We start from the raw sequence: 25,744 nt of genomic DNA, 5'->3' as shown, positions 1-25,744 counted from the left end.
GCGAGATTAGAATAATGTTAAATGTCGGCATGAGCGTGGTTTCATTGGCACGGTTCCAATTTGCCATGACCACCATTTTTCACTTTTTCTTCGTACCGATGTCCATCGGTTTAGGGTTACTGGTGGCAATCATGGAAACGATGTATGTAATTAAAAAGCAACCCGCATACCTAACGATGACCAAATTCTGGGGCAAACTCTTTTTGCTAAGTTTTGCGGTCGGAGTGGTAACTGGATTGATTCAGGAATTCCAGTTTGGGATGAACTGGTCGAACTATTCCCGGTTCATGGGTGATATTTTCGGTGCTCCCCTCGCCATCGAAGCGTTACTGGCCTTTTTCCTGGAATCAACCTTCTTAGGGGTCTGGATGTTCACCTGGGATAAAATGAAACCCGCGTGGCACGCCCTGATGATTTGGCTTGTGGTACTTGGCTCCACGTTATCCGCCCTGTGGATTTTAGCGGCCAATAGTTTTATGCAGAACCCGGTCGGGTACAAAATTGACCCGAAAACGGGACACGCGGTAATGACGGATTTTTGGGCTATCATTAAGAACCAACAACTGTGGTACGAATTTCCCCACGTAATCTTTGGTGCCTTTGTAACGGGGAGCTTTATTATCGCGGGCGCCTCCGCATGGATGCTCTTTCGCAAGAAGTCCCCGGCGTTCTTCCGCAAATCAATGCGGTTAGCCCTCGTGATCGGACTATTCGGGTTAGTCGGGAGCTTCCTATCTGGTGATAGCCAGATGCTGTACCTGACGAAAAACCAGCCGATGAAGTTTGCAGCGGCCGAGGGAGAATACCAGAACGCCAAGAGTCCGGCGGCGTGGAGCGTGGTCCAAATTTCCAACACCAAGGAAAAGACCGCTACATATCGAATTGAGATTCCCTACATGTTAGATATTTTGACCTACCATAAACCGAGTGGAGATATCACCGGGATGGATCAGGTTAACCGGGAACTCCATCAAAAGTACGATAAGAAGTTTGGAAAGCACATGAACTATTACCCGCCCGTTAATGCCTTGTTCTATTCCTTCCGGATCATGGTAGCTGGGGCAGGAGCACTAGGGATGCTGTCATTGCTAGGGCTCTGGTTCTCACGGAAGAAAAAGAACACCATTATGCGACAAAAATGGCTCCTATTGTTACTGAGCCTCGCCACCTTTGGACCGTTTATCATTAACAGTTGTGGTTGGTTAGTAACCGAACTGGGGCGGGCCCCGTGGGTTGTGTATGGGCTTTTACCCATCGCTGATGCGGTTTCACCTAGTACCAGTGCCACGGCCGTGCTCTTTACAATCATTGTGTACTTCTGTCTCTTCTCCTTCCTAGGGATTTTTATGTTTCTGTATGCCAAGAAAAACCTGGAAAAGGGACCGGAAGCAATTGATGACACGATTCAATATGATACGGAAGATCCGTTTTCAAAGGAGGCCTTTAGCAAATGAGTTTTTTACAACTATTGTGGTACGCCGTCATTGGCCTACTCTTTGCCGTTTTTCTCGTTTTAGATGGAGCTGACCTGGGGATTGGCATGGCTACCCGGTTTTTGGCCTTTAACTACGATGAACGACAACAGTTATTACGGACGATTGGACCCCACTGGGATGGAAACGAAGTGTTTCTGATCACCGCGGGGGGATCCATGTTTGCCTCGATGCCCATGTGGTACGCGAGTCTCTTCTCCGGCTTTTACCTGTTGCTCTTTTTAGTGCTAATCGCGCTGATTTTTCGGGGCGTGTCCTTTGAATTTGCGGAAAATGCTGAGACCAAACGGGGACGCAACGCCTGGATGTGGACGAACTTCTGTGGGAGTTTTTTCACGGCTTTTCTCCTCGGGATGCTCTTTACCGCGATGATTCAAGCCGTGCCGATGGATGCGCATGGTGATATCTTTGCCAGTTTTGGCGACGTCGTTAATCCGTTGTCGTTACTTGGGGGCGTAGCGCTTACCGCACTATGTCTCTACCAAGGATTACACTATGCAACGTTACGAACATCGGGCTTAATGCGCTATCACGCCGCCACGCTATGTGGCAATTTGTATTGGGCAGCTTATCCAGTGGAAGTGTTGTTTGCACTGGCTCTCTACTTGCAAACGGACTTCTTTGTCACCCATCCGGTGGCCACGATCCTGTTTTTAGTGATCATCGTCTTGTCCACTTTGGTGGGGCACTTAGCGACGCTTCGTGATTACGAATGGACGGCTTACTTAGCCAGTACGATTACCTTGAGTTCCGTAGTGGCACTCATCTTCGTGGGTCTGTTCCCGAACGTGTTAATCGCAAGAAATCCTGCGCACACCTTGACCATTGTCAACGCTTCGGCCACGCCGTACACATTAGGCGTAATGACCATTGTGCTTTGTGTGTTACTCCCAATTGTGATTGCGTACTTCACGTGGAGTTACGTTTCCCAGTGGCACCGGGTTTCGTTACAAGAAGTGCAAGAAGAGGAAGCTGGTTATTAGACCACAGTAAGGATTGATAAAATGTTTGATCGACAGTTACTATCAATTCCCGGAATTAAACCATTGATTGGCAAACTAAGTGGACTAGCAGTCCTTCAGGCGCTCGCCATCGTACTAGAAGCCGTTTTTTTGGCACGGGCGTTAGTGTTAGTGTGGCAACGAACAAAGATAGCGGACCTAATCTGGCCGGTGCTATCTTTTTTTGTTTTTTTTGCCCTTCGGTATTTAATTACTCGAATTGAAAATCAGATGACGGATACCTTTGCAGAACGAGCGGTAGCCCGATTAAAAAGCCAGTTATTGCACCAGGAGTTCCGCCTCGGGCCGCGGATGGTGAGTGAGATTGGGTCCGGCCACGTGGTGACGTTAGCGTTGGAAGGGTTGGATCAGGTCCAAAATTATTTAAATTTGATCGTGATAAAAACAATTAACCTGGCCATTCTGCCGTGGTTAATTGTGGCCTATATTTTTTATGTAAATTGGTTATCCGGGGTCATTTTACTGGTGATGTTTCCCGTTATTATTCTGTTTATGGTGATTTTGGGCTTGTCAGCCAAAGCTAAATCCGACCGGCAGTATGCCGAATTTAAACAAATGGCGAACGTGTTTGTGGATAGCATTCGGGGCTTAAAGACCTTGAAATTATTTGGGTTGAGTAAGCAGTATGGTTCCAATATTTACCGCGTTAGTGAGAATTACCGGAAGAGTACGATGAGCGTGTTGAAAGTGGCGTTACTATCGACCTTTGCCCTTGATTTTTTCACCACGATTTCGATCGCGATCGTGGCGGTGCTGCTCGGCCAAGCTCTGATTGGCGGTGCAATTGGGCTCCTGCCGGCCTTGACCATTTTAATTTTGTGTCCCGATTACTTCTTACCGGTCCGTGACTATGGTGACGATTACCACGCCACGCTCGACGGAAAGAACGCGTTGACCGAGGTGAACGCCATTTTGGCGCTCCCGACGCCCCACAGTCAGATTACCCTTACTAAGTTTACGAATTGGACGGCAACGAGTACTCTGACGACTCGTGACCTGAGCTTTCGGTATGCTCCGGATGTTGCGCCAGCGCTTGCCCATCTCAACTTGACGGTCCAGGGGTACCAAAACGTTGGGATCATTGGGAAGTCCGGGGCGGGTAAGTCGACCTTGCTAAACGTGCTTGGTGGGTGGCTGGAACCCACGAAAACCCCAGCACCCCTGGTCGTGGATGGTCAAGCAGTTGATAGTCTGGCGCAAGCGACCTGGCAAAAGCACATTAGTTACATTCCCCAACACCCGTATTTATTTGCGGGAACCGTTGCTGAGAACGTAGCCTTTTATAAACCGAACGCCAGTGAGGCCGAGGTCCAACGCGCCATCCGGCAAGCGGGGTTAGACCAGTTTGTCGCATCCCTTCCGGCAGGATTAGCAACGCGGATTGGTGAAGGCGGTCGGGGAATTAGTGGTGGTCAAGCCCAACGGATCGCCCTAGCTCGAGCGTTGTTAGATCAAGAGCGGACCATTTTGCTGTTCGATGAGCCCACTGCCCACCTCGACTTGGAAACGGAGTACGATTTAAAACAAACTATGGTTTCTGCCTTTCACAACCACCTCGTGTTATTTTCGACCCACCGACTCCACTGGCTGAGTGCCATGGATTATGTACTTGTGATGGATCAGGGTCAGATTGTGGACCAAGGGACGCCAGCGGAATTACAGCAACATCAGGGGGTTTATCGGGCCCTGGTAAATGAGATTCGAGGTGAGCATAATGCCGACTAAGTGGCAACAAGATCAGTGGGTTCGTCCCAATTTAAAGCAGTATCGGAAACTACTCGGGCTCGTCTTTTTCCTGGGCGTCCTGACCATTTTGTGTGGAGTCGGCCTCATGTTTGTGGCGGGCTATCTAATTAGTAAAACTGCGACCCACCCCTATAACATCTTGCTGGTTTACGTGCCGGTGTTGTTAACTCGAGCATTTGGGATTGGGCGCCCGGTGTTTAAATATTTAGAACGGATTAACAGTCATAATTGGGTGCTGAAGGTAACTTCAAGTTTACGCCAACGGCTCTATGTTACCTTGGAAAGCTCAGCGTTGTTTTTGAGTGAACGGTTTCAATCCGGGAAGTTGTTAGGTTTTTTAGCCGACGACATTGACCACTTGGAAAACTTTTACTTACGGACCATTTTTCCGATGGTAGTGGCCTACCTCACTGGAATTTTGCTTTTACTGGGATTAAGCATCGTGAGCTGGCCCTATGCCCTCATCATGTTTGGATTGTTCAGCGTGATTTTACTGGTGATTCCCTATTTATCCCAAGCAATTCAAGGAGCTACCCGGGTGCGCCAGCGAACCCTCGTGCAGGATTCCTATCAACGGTTGTTGGATGCGACCATGGGAATCTCCGACTGGATGATTTCTGGTCGGGAAACGGAGTTCTTGGATCAGGTGCAAAAGCAGGACCAACCAGTTGCCCGGTTGAAGCGCACGGCCGATCGGTTTGACTGGAATCGGGATCTGCTGGTGAAGGGGCTGTTTGGGCTAATGATCGTGGTGACGATTGGTTGGGCGGCGCTAACCCTGACGGGGAATCAAGCCACTGCTAACTACGCAGCTGCCTTTACCCTCGGCATTTTTCCGCTCATGGATTCCTTTAGCATGGTGCCCCAAGCAGCCGAAGAGGGGCCCATGTATGAAGAGTCGTTACAACGGCTAAATGATTTATCCCGCCAGGTGCAAACCCCACCGGCGGCTACCCAGCAGCTACCCCAGCCCACGGACTTTCGCAAGTTGCAGTTTGCAGACGTTAGTTTTCGTTACAATTCCAGCGAAGCGGCCATTATTCAGCACGTTTCGTTTACCGTACCGGCCGGCCAGTCAATGGCAATCATTGGGCCGAGTGGGGTCGGGAAAACAACGCTCTTAGAGTTATTAACGGGAAGCCTAGTCCCAACGCAGGGACAGGTCTGGTTTGATCAAACACCAGCCAAGGACCTGCAACCGGTCGCGAATCAGTGGTTTAGTGTGTTAGATCAACAACCCTTTTTATTTAATACGACCATTATGAACAACGTCCGGATTGGGAATGAACACGCCACTGATGCAGACGTAAAAAAAGCCATTCAGGCAGTGGGGCTCGCGGACTTAGTCGCAACCCTTCCGAATGGCTTGGAAACAGATGTAAGTGAAAATGGAACGCGGTTATCCGGAGGCCAACGGCAACGCTTGGCACTTGCCCGCATTCTGTTGCAGGATAACCCGGTTGTAGTGTTAGACGAACCAACCGTGGGGCTTGACCCCATCACGGAACACCAGCTAATGACGACCATTAACCGGGTCCTAGCCGGCAAAACCATGATTTGGGTCACCCATCACCTGCAGGGCTTAGATCACGTTAACCAAATCATTTTTCTCGAACATGGGACCCTGCAGATGCAGGGAACCCCCGCTGAATTATACCAGCACAACGCCCGTTACCGGAACTTGTACCGCATGGATCGGGGTGACCCCGCATTATAATTGCGCAAACACGTGGTGTAACAACCGCTTCAGCAAGCGAGTACTGTCGTTATCAGGTAATTCGTGGAGGAGTTGTTCGGCCTGGTTGAGGTAGCGTTCCCCCTCTGCTCGGGCAGCAGCAAGCCCTCCGCTGGTTTCCACTAATTGAACAATCGTTACTAGATCACCTTTTTCCAGGTGGTCTTTTTTTAGGAGGGCGGAAAGTTCAGCCCCCCGGTTACTAGCAAGGGTTTTAATGATGGGCAGGGTGTAAGTCCCTTCCTGCACGTCGTGAAGGCGGGGTATCCCAGTTTGAGGGTCAATGGCAAAGTCGCCAAGATCGTTGAGAATCTGGAAGGCAAACCCAATCTGATTGCCTAACGCTTCGGCAGTTTTTACGACGGCAGCAGGGGCATGCGCTAGTTTGGCCCCCTCGCCAAAACTGAGGCGGAATAGTTCGTTCGTTTTCCCCTGGACGGACTGCAGGTATTCAGCTTCCGTCCGCTGCAGGTTAAAGTTCAGTTCGGTCTGCTTGATTTCGCCGGCGAGAACGGCCTTCATCGCGGTCACGCAGTACTGCAGGTTTGCAAAGTCAGTTGAATAACTAAGTAACAGTTCAAAGTACTTGGTGAACAGAAAATCACCGAGGTAAATCGCGGTTTGCTGACCAAAGCGGGCACTTAGCGTCGGTTGACCCCGTCGCAGGGTGGCGTCATCGATTACGTCATCGTGAACGAGGGAGGCCAGGTGAATGACTTCGACAGCCGCCGCGGCATTGATTACGCGCTGCCGGGCGGGAGTGGTTGGTCCCCAGGTACTCGCGAGGATGACAAAGGTGGCCCGGAGCATCTTACCGTTTCCCGTTACGAGGGCTTGAATCGCGGCTTGGTGCACTGGATTAGTGACCTGGATGTCGAGTAGTTGTTGTTCCACCTCATGCAGGTCGGCCCGCAGGTGGGGTGGTAGAGCGAGAATGTGTTTATCCATGGATTTATAGTTCCTCTTAAAACCTAAGGTAGTATTGGCAAGGTGGCTGGGGTGGTCAAAAAATTATTCAGTCAGATCCGCGAAGTGCCCGTGTACAAGCTCCGCGATTTGGGTCGCATTCACCCGCACCGAACGGCCAATTTGACCCGAAGAAACGATGATGTCGCCCTGTTCCTTCGCGCTGTTATCAAAGTAAATGGGATAGCCCTTTTTTTCGTAAATTCCAATCGGGGTGTTGGCACCGTGTTCATACGTAGTGGTGGCCTCTAGTTCCTTTAGGGGGATCAAACCGACCTTTTTGTTGCCAGAAACCTGGGCAATTTTTTTGTAACTAAGGCGGGTATCTAAGGGCACTACCCCGACGATCGGACCGGTCTGTTTGCCGGTTAACGCGAGCGTTTTATAAATCTGGTGCTCTGGATAATCGGATCCATTAGTGTCTAACTGGGCGACATCGCCAGCTTGGTAGGTGTTAAAAATGATTTGTTGGTAGGGAATTTTGTGTTGGCTGAGAATTTGTTCAACCAACGTTTTGTGCAGTTTCTTTTTCTTATGTGCCATTGTAGTTCACCTCTTGTTCATTTTAGCATATTCCCTCTTTTGAGAATTTTTAATGACAATGTCTACTTTATAATGTACAATAAGACTGAATTTAATAGAAAAAGGAGAGATAGCGGATGGCAGAAGCACAAAAGAAACACCGTCTGGTTGAATATGCGAACGGCAGATCACTAGACGAGATTAACGGTTCCATTGAGGTGCCGAAGAACATTGGGTTTTGGAAAACCTTATTCATGTACTCCGGACCAGGTGCATTAGTAGCAGTGGGGTACATGGATCCTGGTAACTGGGCCACGTCCATTACAGGGGGACAAAACTTCCAATTCATGCTAATGTCCATTATCTTGATTTCAAGTTTGATTGCGATGTTATTGCAATACATGGCAGCTAAACTTGGGATCGTGACACAAATGGATTTGGCCCAAGCAATTCGAGCCCGGACTAGTAAGGGACTCGGGATTGTACTCTGGATTACAACTGAGTTAGCCATCATGGCAACGGATATCGCCGAGGTTATTGGGGGTGCGATTGCCCTCTACCTCCTGTTTGGGATTCCGATTGTGTGGGCGGTGTTGATTACCGTACTAGACGTGCTGGTGCTCTTGTTGCTCACTTCGATTGGATTCCGAAAGATTGAGGCGCTCGTGGTGGCTCTGATCTTGGTTATTTTCTTCGTCTTTGCGTACGAAGTGGCCCTCTCTAAACCGGATTGGTTAGGCGTGTTAAAGGGCTTAGTACCAAGCGTTGATACCATTAAGGAGAAACCAGTGGTTCACGGAATGTCACCACTGACTGGGACATTGGGGATTATCGGAGCGACGGTAATGCCGCATAACCTGTACTTGCACTCGGCCATTGCGCAAACGCGGAAGGTCGACCATAACGATGAGGAAGATGTGGCTCGCGGAGTGAAGTTCTCCGCTTGGGATTCAAACATCCAATTGACGATGGCCTTCTTTGTGAACGCCCTACTCTTAATCATGGGAGTGGCAGTGTTTAAGTCAGGGGTGGTTGAAGATACGTCATTCTTCGGGCTTTACGATGCCTTGAAGAACCCCGCCTTTATGAATAATGGTTTGTTAGCGGGAGTTGCTAAAACGGGACTACTATCAACGCTCTTTGCGATTGCCCTTCTTGCGTCCGGGCAAAACTCGACGATTACGGGAACCCTAACCGGGCAAGTAATCATGGAAGGGTTCATTCACATGCGGATGCCCCTTTGGGCGCGGCGGTTGATCACACGATTACTTTCAATCGTGCCGGTCCTTCTGTGTGTCCTAATGTCCGCCGGCAAGCCAGAATTGGCGCAACACGCTGACATTAATGATTTGATGGAAAATTCGCAGGTCTTTCTGGCCATCGCCTTACCGTTCTCAATGCTACCGGTTTTGATGTTTACGAACAGTAAGGTCGAAATGCACGGGAAGCGCTTTGCAAACTCCCTCTGGGTAAAAGTTTGTGGTTGGGTATCCGTGATCATGTTGGTGTTCTTGAACATCTACAACATGCCGAACGCTGTCCAAGGGTTCTTTGGCGAAAAACCATCGGCTAGTCAAATTACGCTGGCCAATGGAATTGCCTGGGCCGTGAACATTTTAATTCTAGCGCTACTCGCGTGGGTCCTTTACGATATCATTCGATCCGACAAGCAGTTTGCTCAGAAACAACAGACTAACAACGAAGCCTAATTAACGATTAAGTCGTCCTCGTCACGCTGACGGGGGCGACTTTTTTAGTTAGCCGCCAGTTGGATGCTTAATTCTGCTATACTTTAACTATCAAAGAAAAAATGAGGTAGGGTGTTTGTGGCTGATTTAGTGTATCAAAAATTAATGAAGCGGTTGCAAGAACAGATTCGCGCCGGACGGTTTGCTGACAATCGGTTACCCGATGAACGGACGCTGAGCGAAACGTACCACGTGAGTCGGAGTTCGATTAAACGGGCCCTCAGTATTTTGGCTCACCAGGGGGTCATTTTTAAAAAACGGGGTTCCGGAACCTTTGTTAATCCGCTGTATCTAAAAAATAAATCCATCTTTCGGTATGAAGGATCCAACCTGGGGATTACCAATAACTTGAAGACCGAGGGTTATGAGCCAAGCATTCGGGTGCTTGATTTTCAGGTGATTCCAGCCCCGGACGAGGTGCGCGAAAGTCTCTTTTTGCAACACGAAGAGTTCGTCTATGAAATTAAACGGTTGCGGTTGTTAAACGAGCAGGCCATCATCATTGAAACGAGTTACATTCCGATTAAAATTGCGCCCGCGTTGACTCGCGAAATCGTGGCGGGGTCGTTGTTTGATTATTTTGCGCAGGAACTCCACCACACCGGGACGAAAGCTGTTATGTCACTGAAAACGGGGCCGAGTAATGCCGACGACCAACGGTTACTGAGTTTAACGGCCCAGGAACCAGTTGGTCTGATGGAGGGGATCTTCTTTCTCGACAACGGAACCCCGTTTGAACTATCCAAAATGCGGGTCCACTACCGCTACTTTAGCTATAATACCTTCGTGGATTTGCCAAATTAACCGGTGAAACTGGCGCGTTAATTCCGGTAAAATTGATACGTACCAATTGTTGAATTGTTTGACTTTTCAACAAAAGTTGTTAAGATAGATACTGTAGTTGAGTGCGAATGAGAGCGCATTCAGACTGTTTCTTCAACCGTTTGGTTGATAATATTAAAAAGGAGTGTTATTGCATGTCAGTAGATTATGATTCAAAAGAATACTTTGACAAAATGAAGCAATACTGGAACACTGCCAACTACTTATCAGTTGGACAATTGTTCTTACGTGCCAATCCTTTACTGAAGGAACCCTTAACCGCTGAAGACGTTAAGGTTAAACCAATTGGACATTGGGGTACGATTTCATCACAAAACTTTATTTACACCCACTTAAACCGTGTAATTAACAAGTACGACCTCAACATGTTCTATGTTGAAGGTTCTGGTCACGGTGGCCAAGTAATGGTTTCTAACTCATACATTGATGGAAGCTATTCTGACATCTACCCAGAAATCAGCCAGGACGAAAAGGGAATGGCTAAGTTATTCAAGCGTTTCTCCTTCCCTGGTGGAATTGCTTCCCACGCTGCTCCTGAAACTCCAGGTTCAATTCACGAAGGTGGAGAATTAGGTTACTCCCTATCCCATGGGGTTGGTGCCATCCTTGATAACCCAGACGTAATTGCTGCGGTTGAAATTGGTGATGGTGAAGCTGAAACTGGTCCATTAGCTGGATCATGGTTCTCAAGCAGCTTCATTAACCCAGTTACTGACGGTGCTGCACTTCCAATTATCAACTTGAACGGTTTCAAGATTGCGAACCCAACGATCTTCAACCGGACTTCTGACGAAGACTTACAAAAATACTTTGAAGGTTTAGGTTGGAAGCCATACTTTGTAGAAACTAACGAACCCCACGGAACTGACATTGACGAAGTTAACGAAAAGTTAGCTAAAGCAATGGACGCTGCCGTAGAAGACATTCAAGCCATTCAAAAGCACGCTCGGGAAACTGAAACTGCTGAAACGGCAACTCGTCCACAATGGCCAATGATTATCTTCCGTTCACCAAAGGGTTGGACTGGTCCAGAAAAGAACCCCGAAGGTTTACCAATCGAAGGTTCATTCCGAGCTCACCAAGTTCCATTGTCATTAAGTGCTAATAACATGGAAACTGCTGACGAATTTGTTAAATGGATGGAAAGCTACAAGCCAGAAGAATCATTTAACGAAGACGGTTCCATCAAGGATTACTTGAAGGAAATGGCTCCTAAGGGTGACCGGCGGATGTCAGTTAACCCAATCACCAACGGTGGAATTGATCCACGCCCATTAGACCTACCAGATTACAAAGACTACGCCGTTGACGTACAAACTCCAGGTGCTACTGAAGCAATGGACATGGTAGTTTGGTCTGACTGGGTTCGGGACACAATGAAGAAGAACCCAACTAACTTCCGGGTCTTTGGACCTGATGAAGCTTGGTCAAACCGGCTTTGGGGTGTCTTTGAAACGACGAACCGGCAATGGGAACGTGCCATTGACGATCCATTTGACGAACACATGGCTCCTTTCGGTCGGATCATTGATTCACAATTATCCGAACACGATGATGAAGGTTGGCTAGAAGGTTACGTCTTGACTGGTCGGCACGGCTTCTTCGCTACTTACGAAGCCTTTGGTCGGGTGGTTGATTCAATGCTGACACAACACTTCAAGTGGTTACGAAAAGCCGCTGAAATGAAGTGGAGAAAGCAATACCCATCATTGAACTTCATTGATTCTTCAACTGTTTTCCAACAAGACCACAATGGTTACACTCACCAAGACCCAGGTATGATTACCCACTTGGCTGAAAAGAAACCAGAATTCATCCGGGAATACTTCCCAGCTGATGCTAACACGTTATTAGCAACTGCTGATGTAGCCTTCTCAGACTACGAAAAGATTAACCTGATCACGACTTCCAAGCACCCACGTCCACAATGGTTTAACATTGACGAAGCTACGAACTTAGTTCACAACGGACTTGGTAAAGTAGAATGGGCTTCAACTGATCACGGTGAAAAACCTGACATCGTTATTGCTTCCGCTGGGGTTGAACCAACGCTTGAAGCTTTAGCTGCGGTTTCAATCTTGAACAAGCACTTCCCTGACTTGAAGATTCGCTTCGTTAACGTGGTTGACTTGCTGAAGTTACGGAGTCCTAAGTTTGACCCTCGTGGTTTGAGTGATGCTGAATTTAACAGCTACTTCACGACTGATGCTCCCGTTCTGTTTGCCTTCCACGGCTTCGAAGACATCATCAGAACGATCTTCTTCGACCGTGACAACCACAACGTTGACGTACACGGTTACCGTGAAAACGGTGATATCACTACGCCATTCGATATGCGGGTCTTGAACCAATTAGACCGGTTCGACCTTGCTAAAGACGTTGTTGAAAATGTTCCTGGTTTAGCTGAAAAGCACCCAGAATTCATTCAAGAAATGAATGCAATGGTTGACAAGCACAACCGTTACATCCGTGCTGAAGGTACTGATTTACCAGAAGTAACGAACTGGAAATGGGAACCATTAAACAAATAAGCATGTAATTAGCTTTTGAAAAAGACCCGCATCTGCGGGTCTTTTTTTTGACTAAAATTAAAACCGAATAATCAGAGCGACTAAACTGGATTATTTCCATAAACTACCCAAAGAACTTGTTGACTTGAATTAATTTTCGTGTTTTAATGAATGTAATTCAGATTTAGAAAGGAATTAATTCTCATGCCAGTTCAAAGTTTGTCAATGACGACCACTTGGTCCAACTTTTATTACTTCACTTATTTTCAGTAGCCGTTCGCCGAGCTGTAGGTGCGAACGGGACCGTTCGTATCTAAGTGGAGTAGTTTAAGGGACTCAGTTAGATGCGTGAACCAACGTTATTCTAACTGGGACTCATTGTCAGTTTGCTTCGGCAGGTAGAAGTAATTCCATGAGCGTAATTTTTAAACCAGTCAGACTAACGTTGGTTAGCCGGACTGGTTTTTTTTGTTGCAATTGAAAGGAGTAGGTTATGGTAATTCATAAGCGGCGGTTAAGTTGGAGTTTATACTTTAATTATTTCATTCACGGCTTTGCACTGATTATCCTGGCGCAAAACATGACGAGTTTGGCCACCAGTTGGCAAACCACGATCGCAGTGGTGTCCTATGTTATGTCAGGAGTTGGAATTGGGCGGCTGATTGCGTACCCGTTAACGGGATGGCTGTCGGACCGGTTTTCCCGGAAAAACTTTGTGTACCTGGGACTTGCCTGTTACTTTGGGTTTGCAATTGGGATGGTGTCTACCACAAATTTAGTGATTGCGTACGGGCTCGCTTTGTTAGCTGGAATCGGTAATTCAGCACTTGATGCAGGGACTTACACGACGTTAGTGGAAATTAACGACGGCCACGGAGCCGGGACAGTCATTTTGAAGGCGTTCATCTCGGTCGGAGAATTCATTTTACCCCTGCTTGTGACTAGCCTAGCTCAGCATCATCTATGGTTTGGCTGGACGTTTGTGGTAATGGCACTGTTAATTTTGGGTAGTATGGTTAACTTATTGTTTGTCCGGTTTCCCCAACCATTCAGCGGAACGGCAACGCAACCTACCACTCAAATTACGATGGGGCACGGTCGGCGGTGGTTAGCTACGGGATGTTTAGCATTATATGGATTTACGGCGATGGCAGTAATGATTTGGTTTACCCAATGGATCACACTGTTCGCCGAACGACAGTTACATTTTTCCACGGACTTATCCCACTGGTTATTATCGCTTTACAGCATTGGTTCCATCATTGGAGTTTTAGCGCTCTATGGATACTTGAAACGAGAACGATCGGAAAAATGGCTCTTGATTGGGTTTAACCTAGGGACATTAGTAGCACTCCTGTTGGTTGTCTTTGGAACGGTACCGCTGGTCGTTGAAATCGGGAGTTGGTTGTTTGGAGTTTGTGCCGCGAGTGGAGTAATGCAACTAGGATTGACCTGGTTCATGAACCTTTATCCCCACCGACGGGGATTGGTAACTGGAACCTTTTACTTTTTTGGAAGTCTAGCTTCACTATTGGTACCACTGCTGAGTGGGTGGTTATCAAAAACTAGTTTGCAGTTAGCATTTAGTGCCAATCTATTGATTGCCCTGTTGGGAATTTGCTTAGCTGTGGGAGCCACTGGAGCAATTAAGTTGAGAAAGGATGAGAACCATGCGAAATGAGATTGATGGACATACTATTTTGATTGGCCTTATGGCAACGCCCATTCGGCATTCGATGTCACCCACGATGCATAATTTAGCGTTTGCTGATTTGGGCTTGAATTATGTTTACCTAGCGTTTGAAGTGGACCAAGCCCACCTACCGGCTGCCATCCAATCGGTGCGAACGTTAGAGATGCGGGGGACCAATATTTCGATGCCAAATAAACGAATTGTCCTTGAATTATTGGATCAGATTGATCCGGCCGCGGAATTAATCAATGCGGTCAATACCGTGGTGAACGACGATGGCGTGCTCACTGGTTATAATACCGATGGAATTGGATTTATGCGCTCCCTAGCCAAACATAAGTTAGACATTCGCGGACAAAAGATGACCTTAATTGGAACCGGTGGCGCAGGAACCGCCATTGGGATTCAAGCCGCTTTAGATGGAGTACGCGAGTTTGATATTTTTAATCGTCAAGATGGACAATGGGAAGCTGCCCAACGCTTAACAAAGATTATTAACGAACAGACGGACGCTACGGCACATCTGCATCCCCTTGCTGAGCAAGCCAAGTTACGGAGCTCACTGCAAACTGCACGGATTCTAGTGGATGCCACGGGGGTTGGAATGAAACCGCTAGCGAACCAGAGTTTGATTAATGACCCGAACTGGTTACCGGCAGATTTAATTGTGTATGACACCGTCTATGCTCCCCGGACTACTAAGCTTATGCAAGTTGCACATCAAGCCGGAGTTAAGACCGTAATGAATGGTTTGGAAATGATGCTAGAACAGGGCGCCGCCGCGTTTAAGTTATGGACTGGCCATGAAATGCCGGTTGAGCACGTACACCAAGTATTGTTTAACGAGGAGTAACCACATGGTTAAAGTAGTTCAGATTGGTCCAGTAACGATCGGCAAGCAGACTAAGGTTGCCGTCCCTATTGTTGCGACCACGATAGCAGAAATTATGGCGCAGGCGCAGTACGTAAAGTCGCTGGCACCCGATTTAATTGAGTGGCGAATTGACAGTTATCAGGCAGTGACTGATTGGGAGCAGTTAGATGCTTGGGGGTTGCGGCTACAACAGGAGGTGGCACCGCTTCCATTACTGGTGACTTACCGTACGGTTGCCGAAGGTGGAGCTGGGACTCTGGAGGCAGACGCTTACCAGCGCTTATTGCAGCGTCTCGTTCAAGCTTCGTGGGTTCAAGCAGTAGACGTGGAATGGAACACGATTTCACCATCCTCATTGCAACGCTTACAACAAAGTCAGTGTCCGCTGGTTCTTAGTCAACACCATTTTCAGGGCACGCCTCCTTTAACGGAATTACGCCAGACTTTACAAGCAATGGCAGCTAGCGGAGTAGATGTTGTGAAAATGGCTACGATGCCCCACACAGCAGCGGATGTTCTTACATTGTTAGCGGCCACCGATGAGGCCCGGCAGACACTGGGCTGTCCGCTAGTGACAATGGCCATGGGTGATTTAGGAAAGCTCACCCGGGTTACTGGGAATTTATTTGGCTCAGCAATCACCTTTGCCACCGGAAAACAGCAGTCAGCGCCGGGGCAACTCTCGGTAACAACGGTGCGTGAGTTATTGGAAACGTTTGGCGGTTCGAACACAAAAGTAAACTAAAGGAGGAAGTGGGATGTCAGAATCACTGCAAACAGCACGCCAAGAGATGCAAGCCATTGATGCTCAGTTAATTCCATTACTGGTTAAACGACTAACAACGGCCCAGCAGATTGCGGCAATCAAACAGCACCACGGATGGCCGATTTTTGATCCTACGCGAGAACAAGCTGTATTACGGCAAGTTCAGGAGGCAGTTGCTGATCAAGCGGAACAGAGCGCGATCTTAGAAATTTATCAGGCATTGATGAACACGACCAAAAAATGGGAAAAGCACACAATCAAGGAGGATAACCATGCTTAATTACGTTACAGCAGGAGAATCACACGGTCCCCAGTTAACTGGGATCGTCACTGGCGTTCCGGCCGGTTTAGAATTAGACATTGCAGAAATTAACGCCGCCTTAGCCGCCCGTCAGGGAGGTTATGGACGGGGGAACCGGCAAAAGATTGAACACGATCAAGTGCAAATTGTCGGTGGCGTGCGCCATCGCATTACGCTCGGCAGCCCGATTGCCCTGGTCATTCAAAACCGGGATCACGCTCATTGGAGTCAGATTATGGACCCAACTGCAGCAGCAACGCCCCAAAATACCCTGCGAAAGGTGGAACGGCCCCGGCCTGGGCATGCCGACTTAGTTGGAGGAATGAAGTATCGGTACCGCGATCTGCGGAATGTCTTGGAACGCTCATCGGCGCGCGAAACTGCGATGCGGGTCGCGATTGGAAACATCTGTAAGCAACTGCTACGGCAGTTAGGGATTGATCTAGTTGGGTTTGTGACCCAAGTCGGTCCCATTGGTGGGACGGCGGTCCCCACGCATGATGTTGCTCGGATTACCAGCGCGATTCAGGAAAATGACCTCCGGATGGTGGACCAGACGGAAGTGAGTGCGGTACATGACCTCATTGATCAAACAAAGCGAGATGGCGATACCGTCGGTGGCATCATTCGGGTAATCGCGGAAAACGTGCCAGCAGGACTCGGAAGTTACGTTAACTGGGATACCAAGTTAGATGCAAAGTTAGCGGCCGCCGTGATGGGGGTGAACGCCATGAAGGGAGTTAGCATCGGGGCTGGGTTCACTGCCGCCCAAAGCTTTGGGAGTCAGGTCATGGATCCAATTAATTGGGACGAAACTAACCACTGGTCACGAGCGAGTGACCACCTCGGTGGCTTTGAGGGTGGCATGACGAACGGGATGCCCATCATTGTAAACGCCGCCATGAAGCCAATTCCAACCCTGTATAAACCGTTGCCAACGGCAGATGTGAATACCAAGGAAGCGAAAAAAGCGAACGTGGAGCGTTCTGATACGACCGCGATTGTTCCAGCGTCCTTGGTCATCGAAAGTGTGGTGGCCATTGAGTTAGCTAAGGTTATCACGGATACCTTTGACGGTAGTAGCCTTGGCCGGTTACAGGAACAAGTAGCCGCCTATCGTCAAGAGTTGGCGGACTATTAACATGCAACCGACGAAAACATTGCATACCTTGGGACCGCAATCCACGGATTGTTACCGGGCGGCCCTAGTTTATGAACGCCGGCATCCAGACGTTGACTGGCAATTGCAATTGCATCCGAGTTTTCCCGCCGTGCTGCAGGCGGTTGAGCAGGATCCGGGCGCACAGATACTCCTGCCCGCAGCGCTCCAATTGGCGGATGGAACCGACTGGGGGACGCTCCACTACCGGTATCTAGAGCGGTGGCAGCTCGTTGATGTTTTTACCCATCCGCTCGATCCGTTGGTGTTAGTCCACAGTCAGCGCCACACCGGGATTGTAGATCTGCATCCCGCTACCGCGGAGGTGGTCCAGCACAGGTTGCCAGCGAAGACCCAGTTTCGCTATGCCCCCAGTAAGTGGGCCGCGTATCAGGCGTATCAACGGGATGGAGAATTTTGCGTTACTAACCAGGCTAACCTACAGCCAGCTGAAACCGTACTGAAACGATGGCAGGTTGACATGGTCTGGACGGTTTATCAGGTACAGGAGGATGAAACATGCGAAAGTTAGAATCAGCGCCACACGGTCTCCACGGTCAACTGGAGGTACCAGGCGATAAGAGTATTTCGCACCGCGCCCTAATGCTCGGAGCGGTGGCGACCGGAACCACTACGATTGAACACTGGTTACCCGGAGCGGACTGCCTGCACACGTTACAAGCCTTGCGGGACGTGGGCGTTATCATTGAACGGCAGGGAACCCAGGTTACGGTGCAGGGCCAAGGCGGCGCGCAACATTTTACGGCGCCCACAGCCCCTTTGGAGATGGGCAATTCTGGGACGACGACCCGGCTCTTGATGGGTCTATTAAGTGGTGCTCCGTTTACCAGTACGCTGGTCGGAGATGCATCTCTACAGCAGCGACCGATGCAACGGGTTACGACTCCCCTGGCAGAACTGGGAGTGACGATTGATCTAACCGAGGCGGGAACGCTACCGGCCCATGTACACGGGGGACCAGTGCATGGCGGAACGGTTAGGTTAGCCGTGGCGAGTGCGCAGGTTAAGAGTGCGGTGTTACTAGCCGGGTTAACGGCTCCTGAACCGACGGTGGTGGTTGAAAAACTGCCAACCCGTGATCATACGGAAATCATGTTGCGCCAGTTTGGCGCAGAGGTCACCACAGCTGCTGATCACCGGACAATCACCTTACAGCCGCATCCCCAGCTCACGGGGCAGACCGTGGTGGTGCCTGGTGATTTGTCTTCCGCGGCTTTCTTTTTGGTGGCGGCTACGATTGTGCCTAATTCTGAAATTCGCCTGACCAACGTTAATTTAAATCCGACGCGGACCGGAATTTTGCGCGTGCTGACGGAGATGGGTGCGGATGTCACCGTCCAACCAATGACGAGTGCGGGCGAACCCCGGGGTGATTTAATCGTGCGGAGCCAGCAATTACGGCCGATCCACCTGACGGCCTCAGAGATTCCAGCTGTCATTGATGAATTACCGTTAGTAGCCCTCCTGGCCGCCACGGCGAATGGAACCAGTACGATTCGGGGTGCGGCCGAGTTGCGGGTGAAAGAAACCGATCGGATTGCGGTGTTAAAAACGGAACTAGAAAAGCTGGGGGTCACGGTGTCCGAGTATCCAGATGGATTGGCCATCACAGGTCGACCAGAATGGCAGCCCCAGACCACCCAGTTGGATAGCCACGGTGACCATCGCATTGGCATGATGTTAGCCATCGCCGCGTTGCGAAGTCAGACACCGTTGACCTTGCAGAACGAAAGCGCCGTGGCCGTTTCCTATCCACAGTTTTTCACCGATTTGGAGCACTTACGGGAGGGCAGCTAATGACAACGGTTTTGATTCACGGCTTTGGGTTGTTAGGGAGTTCGTTAGCACGGGCTTTGAAGCAGGGACCCGCGCCCGTGACCATCATTGGAAGTGATCAGAATCCAACCCAACTGGAATATGCGCAGACGCATCAGTTAGTGGATAAGGTCAGTCAGGGTTTAGACCTAGTTAACCAAGCGGATGTGATTATCCTTGCTACTCCGGTTGACCAGATTAAACAGACGTTAACCGAGTTAGCCCACCGGTCGTTAAAGCCCGGCACGATTGTAACCGACGTGGGGAGTACCAAACAGAGTATCGTCGCGGCTAGTCAGGCACTGGCTGCGACTCCGGCGGTCTTTGTCGGCGGTCATCCGATGGCGGGCTCCCACAAAACCGGTGTACGAGCGGGCCGAGCGGATCTGTTTGAGAATGCCTTTTACTTTCAGACGCCCCAAACAAACGCAGAACGTAGCGCGGCGCAACAATTACAGCACTTGTTAGCCGCCACTCGGGCTAAATTCGTTACGATTACCCCCGCCCGGCATGATTACCTAGTCGGGCAGGTGAGCCACTTACCCCATGTGTTAGCCGCCGGGCTGGTGAACCAGGCCCAGCAAGCTTTACAATCCGATCCACTCGGACTACGGGTGGCCGCGGGGGGCTTTAAGTCAATGACGCGAATTGCCGCCGCGGATCCGACGATGTGGCAGTCAATTTTGTTGAATAACGGTCCGGTTGTGAGCGCGCAGGTAGCTACTTACATGGAAACGTTGCAACGCATTAAAACCGCCATTGATGATCAGGACGGAGACGCGTTGCTGGCCTACTTTCAACGCGCACAACAAAGTCGTCAGCAGTTGGAGCAGCATGATGATAACCGGGGAGCGGGCTTTTATGATCTGTTCTTAGACATTCCGGATCAGCCGGGGACGTTGGCGCACATCACGACGTTACTGGCTGAGCAGCATTTAAACCTCGTGAACATCCAGATTTTAGAAGTGCGCGAGGAAGTTAACGGGATTTTACAACTGACGTTTAGTACCGCACAGGATGCACAGGCAGCGGCAACGTGGTTAGCACCTGACTATCACATCGTGAGGAGGGATTAAGATGGACTTGATTTTGATTGGGTTTATGGGGAGCGGAAAGACTACGATTAGTCGGCGCTTGGGACAACGGTTGGGGCTTCCCGTGACCGATCTCGATCAGGTGATCGTGACTACCGCCGAGCAATCGATTGCTACTATTTTTGCGGAGCAGGGCGAAGCGGGGTTTCGGCGCTTAGAAACGCAGGCGTTAGCCCAACAAATCTCCCAGCCTGGGATTTTAGCAACGGGCGGAGGAGTCCCTACTCAAGCGCAGAACCGGTCTCTCTTACACCGGCAGCCCGCGCCCGTAGTTTTACTGGAAATTGCCCCGGAAACAGCGTACGAACGGGTTAAGGCGGATGAACAGCGTCCGCTGGCAAAGCAGCTCGACCTTGCCAAACTGGCGGCCCTGAAAGTCGCGCGGCAAGCCAACTACCAACGGTGCGCAGATTTGATTGTGGATGCGAATCAGTCGCCGGATCTGATTGTGGATGAGATTCTAACTAAGTATCAACTGGGCTAATGGAGATAGGTTAAAGTAGCAATGTAAAAAGGACGGCAGTAAGGTTGCTTACTACCGTCCTTTTTTACTGAATGGTTACGGGCTGGCACTGTGCATGTTAGTGGTTAACAACTCTAAATTCCAACCAACCACAACGCGAGGCCCCGTTACTAACGAACTGGTTATCATCGTTAATTTGCCACAGATAATCCTCGGTTGAAATTTTTTTCCGCTGACAAAACGCTTTGAGTGCTACGAGGCCCCGGTGAATGCCGGCTAGGGTGTTTTCAACGTGAATCCCAACGAATAACCCCGCGGGTTTATTAATGACCGGAATCAAGAGTTCATTTGGTTGGTGATTAACTTCTCGGATGATTCGAAATGAAGCTGTTGCATAGCCAGCTGGATTATTGACTCCTAACGTAGTTAAAAACCCAGATTGGTTCGTATCCAGCGCTGCTAATTGCGGAAATTGTTGATAAAATTCAGAGAAGAGCTGGGCAACTTCCTCCTCAGTACAATTAACGGATTGGCGAGAACACCAAAAGGCCATTGCAGGATCATTGCGAAGGACGGGCTGATATAGAGGAATTGGGGGCCGCTTAGTTTGCTGCAATCGATTATTGATGATGGTTTGAATCTCAGTTAATTCAGTTATTTTACGGTTAATTTGGGTCTGGATTCCAATTAATTTATCGGCAGCGAGCGCTTGCTGGTCGGTGTTTCTAATGGCTTGGATGTCACTTAGAGAAACTCCTAACTTGCGTAACCCAAGAATGAAAGTTAAATCATAGAGTTGGTTGTAGGCGTAATAACGGTAACCATTTTGGTCACGATGGTGCGGTTTGAAAATCCCCTTTTCATCATAAAAGATGAGGGTTCGGCGGGTCGTATGGGCTAATTTTGCCATTGCACTGATTTTTAGCATGAGCCATCCTTTTGACTGTAACGTAACGGGACACTGTATAATGTAGTTAAGATTAATTATCAAGTTTTAACCCATGTTTATCAAGGGAAGGTGGTAAGTAACTTGCGACAGGAATCACTTTTTGCAAATGAGGAAGCCAATGCCCCCCTCGCTAGCCGGGTGCGGCCCCGCACTCTAGCAGAGTTTGTCGGTCAGCAACAACTTTTGGGTCCAGGTAAAATTTTACGCGAAATTATTGAGAATGATCAGGTGTCCTCGATGATATTTTGGGGACCACCGGGAACTGGCAAAACTACGTTAGCTGAAATCATTGCCCGGCAAACCCAGGCGCATTTCATTAGCTTCAGTGCGGTTGATAGTAGCATCAGTAAGATCAAAAAAATTATGCAACAGGCCGAAGTCGAGCGGGAAGTCGGCCAAAAGACGATGGTTTTTGTCGATGAAATTCATAGGTTCAATAAGGCCCAACAGGATGCGTTTTTACCGTATGTGGAACAGGGCAGCATCACCCTAATCGGGGCAACGACGGAAAATCCTTCGTTTGAAATTAACTCGGCCTTATTGTCACGGTGTAAGGTGTTTGTGTTAAAACCCCTCCAAGTGGCAGACATTGTGGAGTTACTGCAGCATGCGCTCAATCATCCTGCCGGATTTCCTAAGCAAACGATTAAAATTAGTTCCGCTGAGCTTCAGGCGATTGCGACCTTTGCAAACGGGGATGCCAGGATTGCACTGAACACGCTCGAAATGGCAGTTTTAAACGGGCACCGCGCCCAGAATGTGGTCACGATTACCGCTGCTGATTTAAGTCAGTTGATTAGCCAAAAATTCGTGCTCTATGATAAAAATGGCGAGGAACATTATAACCTAATTTCCGCCCTGCATAAGTCAATGCGCAATAGTGATGTAGATGCCGCCATTTACTGGCTTTCACGGATGCTTGCAGGGGGCGAAGATCCTTTGTACATCGCGAGACGACTGGTCCGGTTTGCCAGTGAAGACGTGGGTCTTGCTGATACCAATGCTTTAAACGTGGCGATTAACGTGTTTCAAGCCTGTCAGTTGATTGGGATGCCAGAATGTGACGTTCATCTCGTAGAAGCGGTGACGTATTTAGCCCTCGCGCCGAAGTCGAATGCGATTTACAAGGCGCGCTTGGCCGCGAAAAAGGACGTGAAGCAGACCATTAATGATCCAGTTCCGTTGCAGCTTCGCAACGCTCCGACTAAATTAATGAAAGAGTTGGGTTACGGCAAGGATTACCAACTAGCACACGCGCATCCGGATAAACTGACGACGATGAAGACGATGCCACCAGACCTTGCCGGTCGGGAATACTATCTTCCCACCGACTCTGGCAACGAAGCCCGGTTTAAGGCGCGCTTGGCACAAATCAAAGCCTGGCATCAGCAACATGATGAACCGGAATGATTTTGGATAATGAAGCAAAGTAGTTAATGGAGATAAAATAATGGTTGATAAGCAAAACCAGGTTACCCAGATTGAAGTTCGGGGTGGCAACGTTCATAACTTAAAAAACATCAACGTCAACATTCCCTTAAACCAGTTCGTGGCCATCTCGGGCCGGTCGGGCTCAGGAAAAAGTTCGTTGGCAATGGGAATTTTATACGCAGAGGGTTCAAGACGCTATCTAGAGGCCCTGTCGACGTACACCCGCCGGCGGATTAGTCAGAGTAAGGGAGCCCAGGTCCAAGAGGTGAAACACATTCCCTCGGCCCTTGCCCTCCGGCAACGACCAGATGTCCCGTCCGAACGGTCAACGGTGGGGTCAATGACCGAGATTTTCAACGTGGTGCGTTTGATATTTTCGCGTTTAGGGTCGCCGGTGTGTCCCAACGGGCACCGGTTACCACCTAGTTTAAAAATTGCGCAAGCGATGGATTTACCGGCTGATTCAAGCGCCATGGGCCAGTTAACCTGTCCGGTGTGTGGGGCGCAGTTTCAGGCCAAATCGGCCGAGGATTTTTCCTTTAATGCGGCCGGTCGGTGCCCCAAGTGTAACGGAACGGGAAAGGTTCGGGAGTTAGATGAGAGCAAGCTAATTGGTGATGAAAATCTGACCCTCGATGAGGGAGCCGTCGCCTCCTGGCACTTGCCGGGGCGGAATTTCATGCCGACGGTTGCCGCCACGTTAGGCGTGCGGACGGATGTTCCGTATCGCGACCTGACGAAGCACGAAAAGGAGATTGTCCTGCACGGGGCCAAAAAGCAGTATCCGGTGGACTTTCGGACGTCGACGGGGCGGGTCTTTCATACGGATAACACTTTGTATGAGAATGCCTATGCAGCCGTCTATGACTCGCTTAAAACGGCGAAAAGCGAACGGTCCCTGCAAAAAATCAACCAGTTCTTCCACTTTTCGGTGTGCCCCGTGTGTCACGGGAGCCGCCTGAATCCGGATCTATTGACCCAACTGGTCGGACACAAAAACATTGCGGAAGTGGCTGATCTAGCGCTCGGTGACTTGGAGAACTGGGAAGCAGATACCAAACATGAACTCCCAGCTGACATGCAGAACATGGCAACGGTGTTATTTCAAAATCTCCAAGAAACCCTTCATCCGTTGTTAGAACTGGGCCTCGACTATCTAACCTTAGCCCGGAGTAGCAATACGTTGTCGACGGGTGAATTGCAACGGATTCAACTAGCGAAAACCCTGCGGACGGAGACGACCGGGGTTTTGTACGTGTTAGACGAACCGTCGATTGGGCTTCATCCTGATAACGTACGGGGGCTCTTGCACGTCTTTCGTGCCTTAATTAACCAGGGGAATTCCCTCGTGGTGGTTGATCATGACGTTGACATTATTGCGGCGGCCGATTGGGTCATTGAAATTGGACCGGGATCCGGTGCACAAGGCGGGCAAGTCATCGCAACCGGAACGCCACGGCAACTGCAGAAGAATCCGAGTTCCCTAATCGGGCCCTTCATTGCTGGGACGGCGTCCGTCATGCACCCCAAGGTGGCCAGTGCGAAAACGGCCGGGGAATTAGCGACCACGGTGCAGATCGGAGATTACTTTAATTTGCACGATTTAACGGTGACGATTCCTGGCAATCAAATCACGACGGTGACCGGTTTTTCGGGAGCTGGAAAGACTAGTTTGATCGTGGATAGTCTCGTACCCGCTCTCAAAGCGCAAGCCCGGGGGCAAGCATTGCCACCACAAGTGCAACTGCTGGACACCAAGCTGAACCACGTTGTCAGTGTGGATGCTAAGCCAGTGGGCAAAAACGCCCGGTCGAGTTTGGCGACCTATACCAACATCATGGACCAGTTGCGCAAGCTATTTGCCGCGCTCCCGGAGGCCAAACAGCACCACTACGGCGTTTCGGCTTTCTCCTATAACAACAAAAAGGGGGCTTGTCCCCACTGTGGGGGCCTGGGTGTCATCTCGTTAGATATTCAGTATCTGCCAGACATTCAACAGACCTGTCCCGTCTGCCACGGGAATCGCTATAACGATGAGATTCAAACCATTAAATGGCACGGAAAATCAATCGTGGAGTTACTGCAGCTGTCTGTTCGAGATGCATTACCGGTATTTCAGGATGAAGCTCCCATTTACCGCACGTTACAAACGTTAGTTGACGTCGGACTGGGGTACCTCCACTTGGGTGAGAGTACGCCGAGCTTGTCGGGTGGAGAGGCCCAACGGCTTAAATTAATTAACCACCTTGGTAAGAAGCAGGCGCGGACGCTCTTTGTCTTTGATGAACCTTCGATTGGTCTGCATCCCTTAGACGTGCAAACGCTCCTCGGCGTGATGAATCGCCTTAAACAACGGGGCGCAACGATTATCATCATCACGCATGATTTGGAGTTGATAGCGAACGCCGATTATCTAATCGATCTTGGACCCAAGGGTGGGGCAGCCGGAGGAAAACTGATGGCAGCTGGGACGCCTGCCGAATTAGTGCAGCACCCAACGAGCCTAACGACTCAGTATTTAGCGCAGTACTGGCACAAATTTGACCTTAAAGATGAGTAAAAACAACGTTAACCAGCTGGAAAGTTGGTTTTT

The 25,744-nt window shown here is 49.5% G+C and carries 21 protein-coding genes; 18 read left to right on the top strand and 3 right to left on the bottom strand.

Annotated elements, in window-relative coordinates; all coding sequences use genetic code 11:
• Positions 1–14 precede the first annotated feature (14 nt).
• The 4 genes from M3M35_RS04160 to cydC are packed head-to-tail and all read left to right on the top strand — an operon-like array spanning position 15 to position 5,978.
• Positions 15–1,454, top strand: coding sequence for a cytochrome ubiquinol oxidase subunit I (locus M3M35_RS04160; RefSeq protein ID WP_252749423.1), 1,440 nt, complete (start codon positions 15–17; stop codon positions 1,452–1,454).
• On the top strand, positions 1,451–2,476 hold the full coding sequence (cydB, locus tag M3M35_RS04155; protein WP_252749422.1) for a cytochrome d ubiquinol oxidase subunit II: 1,026 nt from the start codon (positions 1,451–1,453) through the stop codon (positions 2,474–2,476). Before M3M35_RS04160 ends, cydB begins: the two co-directional genes overlap by 4 nt.
• Before the next feature lie 21 nt (positions 2,477–2,497).
• Positions 2,498–4,240 carry a thiol reductant ABC exporter subunit CydD gene (gene cydD / locus M3M35_RS04150; protein WP_252749421.1) on the top strand — a complete coding sequence of 581 codons (1,743 nt, stop codon included), beginning with the start codon at positions 2,498–2,500 and terminating at the stop codon, positions 4,238–4,240.
• Positions 4,230–5,978: a thiol reductant ABC exporter subunit CydC gene (cydC, locus tag M3M35_RS04145; protein ID WP_252749420.1), complete on the top strand. Its 1,749-nt coding sequence runs from the start codon at positions 4,230–4,232 to the stop codon at positions 5,976–5,978. Before cydD ends, cydC begins: the two co-directional genes overlap by 11 nt.
• On the opposite strand, the gene M3M35_RS04140 is transcribed toward cydC, so the two are convergent.
• Together M3M35_RS04140 and M3M35_RS04135 are read right to left on the bottom strand one after the other, a co-directional pair.
• Positions 5,973–6,944 carry a polyprenyl synthetase family protein gene (locus M3M35_RS04140; RefSeq protein ID WP_252749419.1) on the bottom strand — a complete coding sequence of 324 codons (972 nt, stop codon included), beginning with the start codon at positions 6,942–6,944 and terminating at the stop codon, positions 5,973–5,975. The genes cydC and M3M35_RS04140 overlap by 6 nt on opposite strands.
• Positions 6,945–7,007: 63 nt before the next feature.
• Complete coding sequence (locus tag M3M35_RS04135) at positions 7,008–7,505, bottom strand: YbaK/EbsC family protein (RefSeq protein ID WP_252749418.1); 498 nt, start codon at positions 7,503–7,505, stop codon at positions 7,008–7,010.
• Between the two features lie 116 nt (positions 7,506–7,621).
• Between M3M35_RS04135 and M3M35_RS04130 the strand changes: the two genes are divergently transcribed.
• The 12 genes from M3M35_RS04130 (at position 7,622) to M3M35_RS04075 (ending at position 20,792) form a co-directional block, all read left to right on the top strand.
• Positions 7,622–9,193, top strand: a complete 1,572-nt coding sequence (locus M3M35_RS04130; protein ID WP_252749417.1) for an Nramp family divalent metal transporter — start codon at positions 7,622–7,624, stop codon at positions 9,191–9,193.
• 117 nt (positions 9,194–9,310) lie between these two features.
• Entirely contained in the window at positions 9,311–10,036 is a 726-nt protein-coding gene (locus tag M3M35_RS04125; protein ID WP_252749416.1) for a GntR family transcriptional regulator, read from the top strand.
• Positions 10,037–10,209: 173 nt separating this feature from the next.
• Entirely contained in the window at positions 10,210–12,606 is a 2,397-nt protein-coding gene (locus M3M35_RS04120; RefSeq protein WP_252749415.1) for a phosphoketolase family protein, read from the top strand.
• Positions 12,607–13,078: 472 nt separating this feature from the next.
• Positions 13,079–14,266 (top strand): MFS transporter, encoded by a 1,188-nt coding sequence (locus M3M35_RS04115; protein ID WP_252749414.1) that lies wholly within the window; start codon positions 13,079–13,081, stop codon positions 14,264–14,266.
• A complete protein-coding gene (locus M3M35_RS04110; RefSeq protein WP_252749413.1) occupies positions 14,256–15,131 on the top strand; it encodes a shikimate dehydrogenase in 876 nt (291 codons plus the stop codon). The genes M3M35_RS04115 and M3M35_RS04110 overlap by 11 nt, the downstream gene beginning before the upstream one ends.
• Before the next feature lie 4 nt (positions 15,132–15,135).
• Positions 15,136–15,897, top strand: coding sequence for a type I 3-dehydroquinate dehydratase (gene aroD / locus M3M35_RS04105; protein ID WP_252749412.1), 762 nt, complete (start codon positions 15,136–15,138; stop codon positions 15,895–15,897).
• Between the two features lie 13 nt (positions 15,898–15,910).
• Entirely contained in the window at positions 15,911–16,198 is a 288-nt protein-coding gene (locus M3M35_RS04100; RefSeq protein ID WP_252749411.1) for a chorismate mutase, read from the top strand.
• Positions 16,191–17,360 carry a chorismate synthase gene (gene aroC / locus M3M35_RS04095; protein ID WP_252749410.1) on the top strand — a complete coding sequence of 390 codons (1,170 nt, stop codon included), beginning with the start codon at positions 16,191–16,193 and terminating at the stop codon, positions 17,358–17,360. Before M3M35_RS04100 ends, aroC begins: the two co-directional genes overlap by 8 nt.
• A 1-nt stretch (position 17,361) precedes the next feature.
• Positions 17,362–17,910 carry a hypothetical protein gene (locus tag M3M35_RS04090; RefSeq protein WP_252749409.1) on the top strand — a complete coding sequence of 183 codons (549 nt, stop codon included), beginning with the start codon at positions 17,362–17,364 and terminating at the stop codon, positions 17,908–17,910.
• Entirely contained in the window at positions 17,898–19,196 is a 1,299-nt protein-coding gene (aroA, locus tag M3M35_RS04085; protein ID WP_252749408.1) for a 3-phosphoshikimate 1-carboxyvinyltransferase, read from the top strand. Before M3M35_RS04090 ends, aroA begins: the two co-directional genes overlap by 13 nt.
• Positions 19,196–20,290, top strand: coding sequence for a prephenate dehydrogenase (locus M3M35_RS04080; protein ID WP_252749407.1), 1,095 nt, complete (start codon positions 19,196–19,198; stop codon positions 20,288–20,290). The genes aroA and M3M35_RS04080 overlap by 1 nt, the downstream gene beginning before the upstream one ends.
• A 1-nt stretch (position 20,291) precedes the next feature.
• Positions 20,292–20,792: a shikimate kinase gene (locus tag M3M35_RS04075; RefSeq protein ID WP_252749406.1), complete on the top strand. Its 501-nt coding sequence runs from the start codon at positions 20,292–20,294 to the stop codon at positions 20,790–20,792.
• A 97-nt stretch (positions 20,793–20,889) separates the two neighbouring features.
• Here the strand turns inward: M3M35_RS04075 and M3M35_RS04070 are convergent, their stop codons facing one another.
• The gene (locus M3M35_RS04070) at positions 20,890–21,681 is read right to left on the bottom strand and encodes a MerR family transcriptional regulator (RefSeq protein ID WP_252749405.1); all 792 of its coding nucleotides are present in this window, start codon (positions 21,679–21,681) and stop codon (positions 20,890–20,892) included.
• 120 nt (positions 21,682–21,801) lie between these two features.
• On the opposite strand from M3M35_RS04070, the gene M3M35_RS04065 reads away from it, so the two are divergent.
• Together M3M35_RS04065 and M3M35_RS04060 are read left to right on the top strand one after the other, a co-directional pair.
• Positions 21,802–23,130: a replication-associated recombination protein A gene (locus tag M3M35_RS04065; RefSeq protein WP_252749404.1), complete on the top strand. Its 1,329-nt coding sequence runs from the start codon at positions 21,802–21,804 to the stop codon at positions 23,128–23,130.
• Positions 23,131–23,170: 40 nt separating this feature from the next.
• Positions 23,171–25,711 (top strand): ATP-binding cassette domain-containing protein, encoded by a 2,541-nt coding sequence (locus M3M35_RS04060; RefSeq protein ID WP_252749403.1) that lies wholly within the window; start codon positions 23,171–23,173, stop codon positions 25,709–25,711.
• Positions 25,712–25,744: the final 33 nt, after the last annotated feature.

It is taken from the genome of Fructilactobacillus myrtifloralis (assembly GCF_024029335.1).
Taxonomy (GTDB): Bacteria; Bacillota; Bacilli; order Lactobacillales; family Lactobacillaceae; genus Fructilactobacillus; species Fructilactobacillus myrtifloralis.
Note: the sequence above shows the minus strand (reverse complement) of the source record. Positions and strands in the feature narration are given on the sequence as shown.

Coding starts and splice junctions, on each gene's coding strand:
- M3M35_RS04160 (WP_252749423.1), top strand. CDS start 15: ATGTTAAATGTCGGCATGAGCGTGGTTTCATTGGCACGGTTCCAATTT.
- cydB (WP_252749422.1), top strand. CDS start 1,451: ATGAGTTTTTTACAACTATTGTGGTACGCCGTCATTGGCCTACTCTTT.
- cydD (WP_252749421.1), top strand. CDS start 2,498: ATGTTTGATCGACAGTTACTATCAATTCCCGGAATTAAACCATTGATT.
- cydC (WP_252749420.1), top strand. CDS start 4,230: ATGCCGACTAAGTGGCAACAAGATCAGTGGGTTCGTCCCAATTTAAAG.
- M3M35_RS04140 (WP_252749419.1), bottom strand. CDS start 6,944: ATGGATAAACACATTCTCGCTCTACCACCCCACCTGCGGGCCGACCTG.
- M3M35_RS04135 (WP_252749418.1), bottom strand. CDS start 7,505: ATGGCACATAAGAAAAAGAAACTGCACAAAACGTTGGTTGAACAAATT.
- M3M35_RS04130 (WP_252749417.1), top strand. CDS start 7,622: ATGGCAGAAGCACAAAAGAAACACCGTCTGGTTGAATATGCGAACGGC.
- M3M35_RS04120 (WP_252749415.1), top strand. CDS start 10,210: ATGTCAGTAGATTATGATTCAAAAGAATACTTTGACAAAATGAAGCAA.
- M3M35_RS04115 (WP_252749414.1), top strand. CDS start 13,079: ATGGTAATTCATAAGCGGCGGTTAAGTTGGAGTTTATACTTTAATTAT.
- M3M35_RS04110 (WP_252749413.1), top strand. CDS start 14,256: ATGCGAAATGAGATTGATGGACATACTATTTTGATTGGCCTTATGGCA.
- aroD (WP_252749412.1), top strand. CDS start 15,136: ATGGTTAAAGTAGTTCAGATTGGTCCAGTAACGATCGGCAAGCAGACT.
- M3M35_RS04100 (WP_252749411.1), top strand. CDS start 15,911: ATGTCAGAATCACTGCAAACAGCACGCCAAGAGATGCAAGCCATTGAT.
- aroC (WP_252749410.1), top strand. CDS start 16,191: ATGCTTAATTACGTTACAGCAGGAGAATCACACGGTCCCCAGTTAACT.
- M3M35_RS04090 (WP_252749409.1), top strand. CDS start 17,362: ATGCAACCGACGAAAACATTGCATACCTTGGGACCGCAATCCACGGAT.
- aroA (WP_252749408.1), top strand. CDS start 17,898: ATGCGAAAGTTAGAATCAGCGCCACACGGTCTCCACGGTCAACTGGAG.
- M3M35_RS04080 (WP_252749407.1), top strand. CDS start 19,196: ATGACAACGGTTTTGATTCACGGCTTTGGGTTGTTAGGGAGTTCGTTA.
- M3M35_RS04075 (WP_252749406.1), top strand. CDS start 20,292: ATGGACTTGATTTTGATTGGGTTTATGGGGAGCGGAAAGACTACGATT.
- M3M35_RS04070 (WP_252749405.1), bottom strand. CDS start 21,681: ATGGCAAAATTAGCCCATACGACCCGCCGAACCCTCATCTTTTATGAT.
- M3M35_RS04060 (WP_252749403.1), top strand. CDS start 23,171: ATGGTTGATAAGCAAAACCAGGTTACCCAGATTGAAGTTCGGGGTGGC.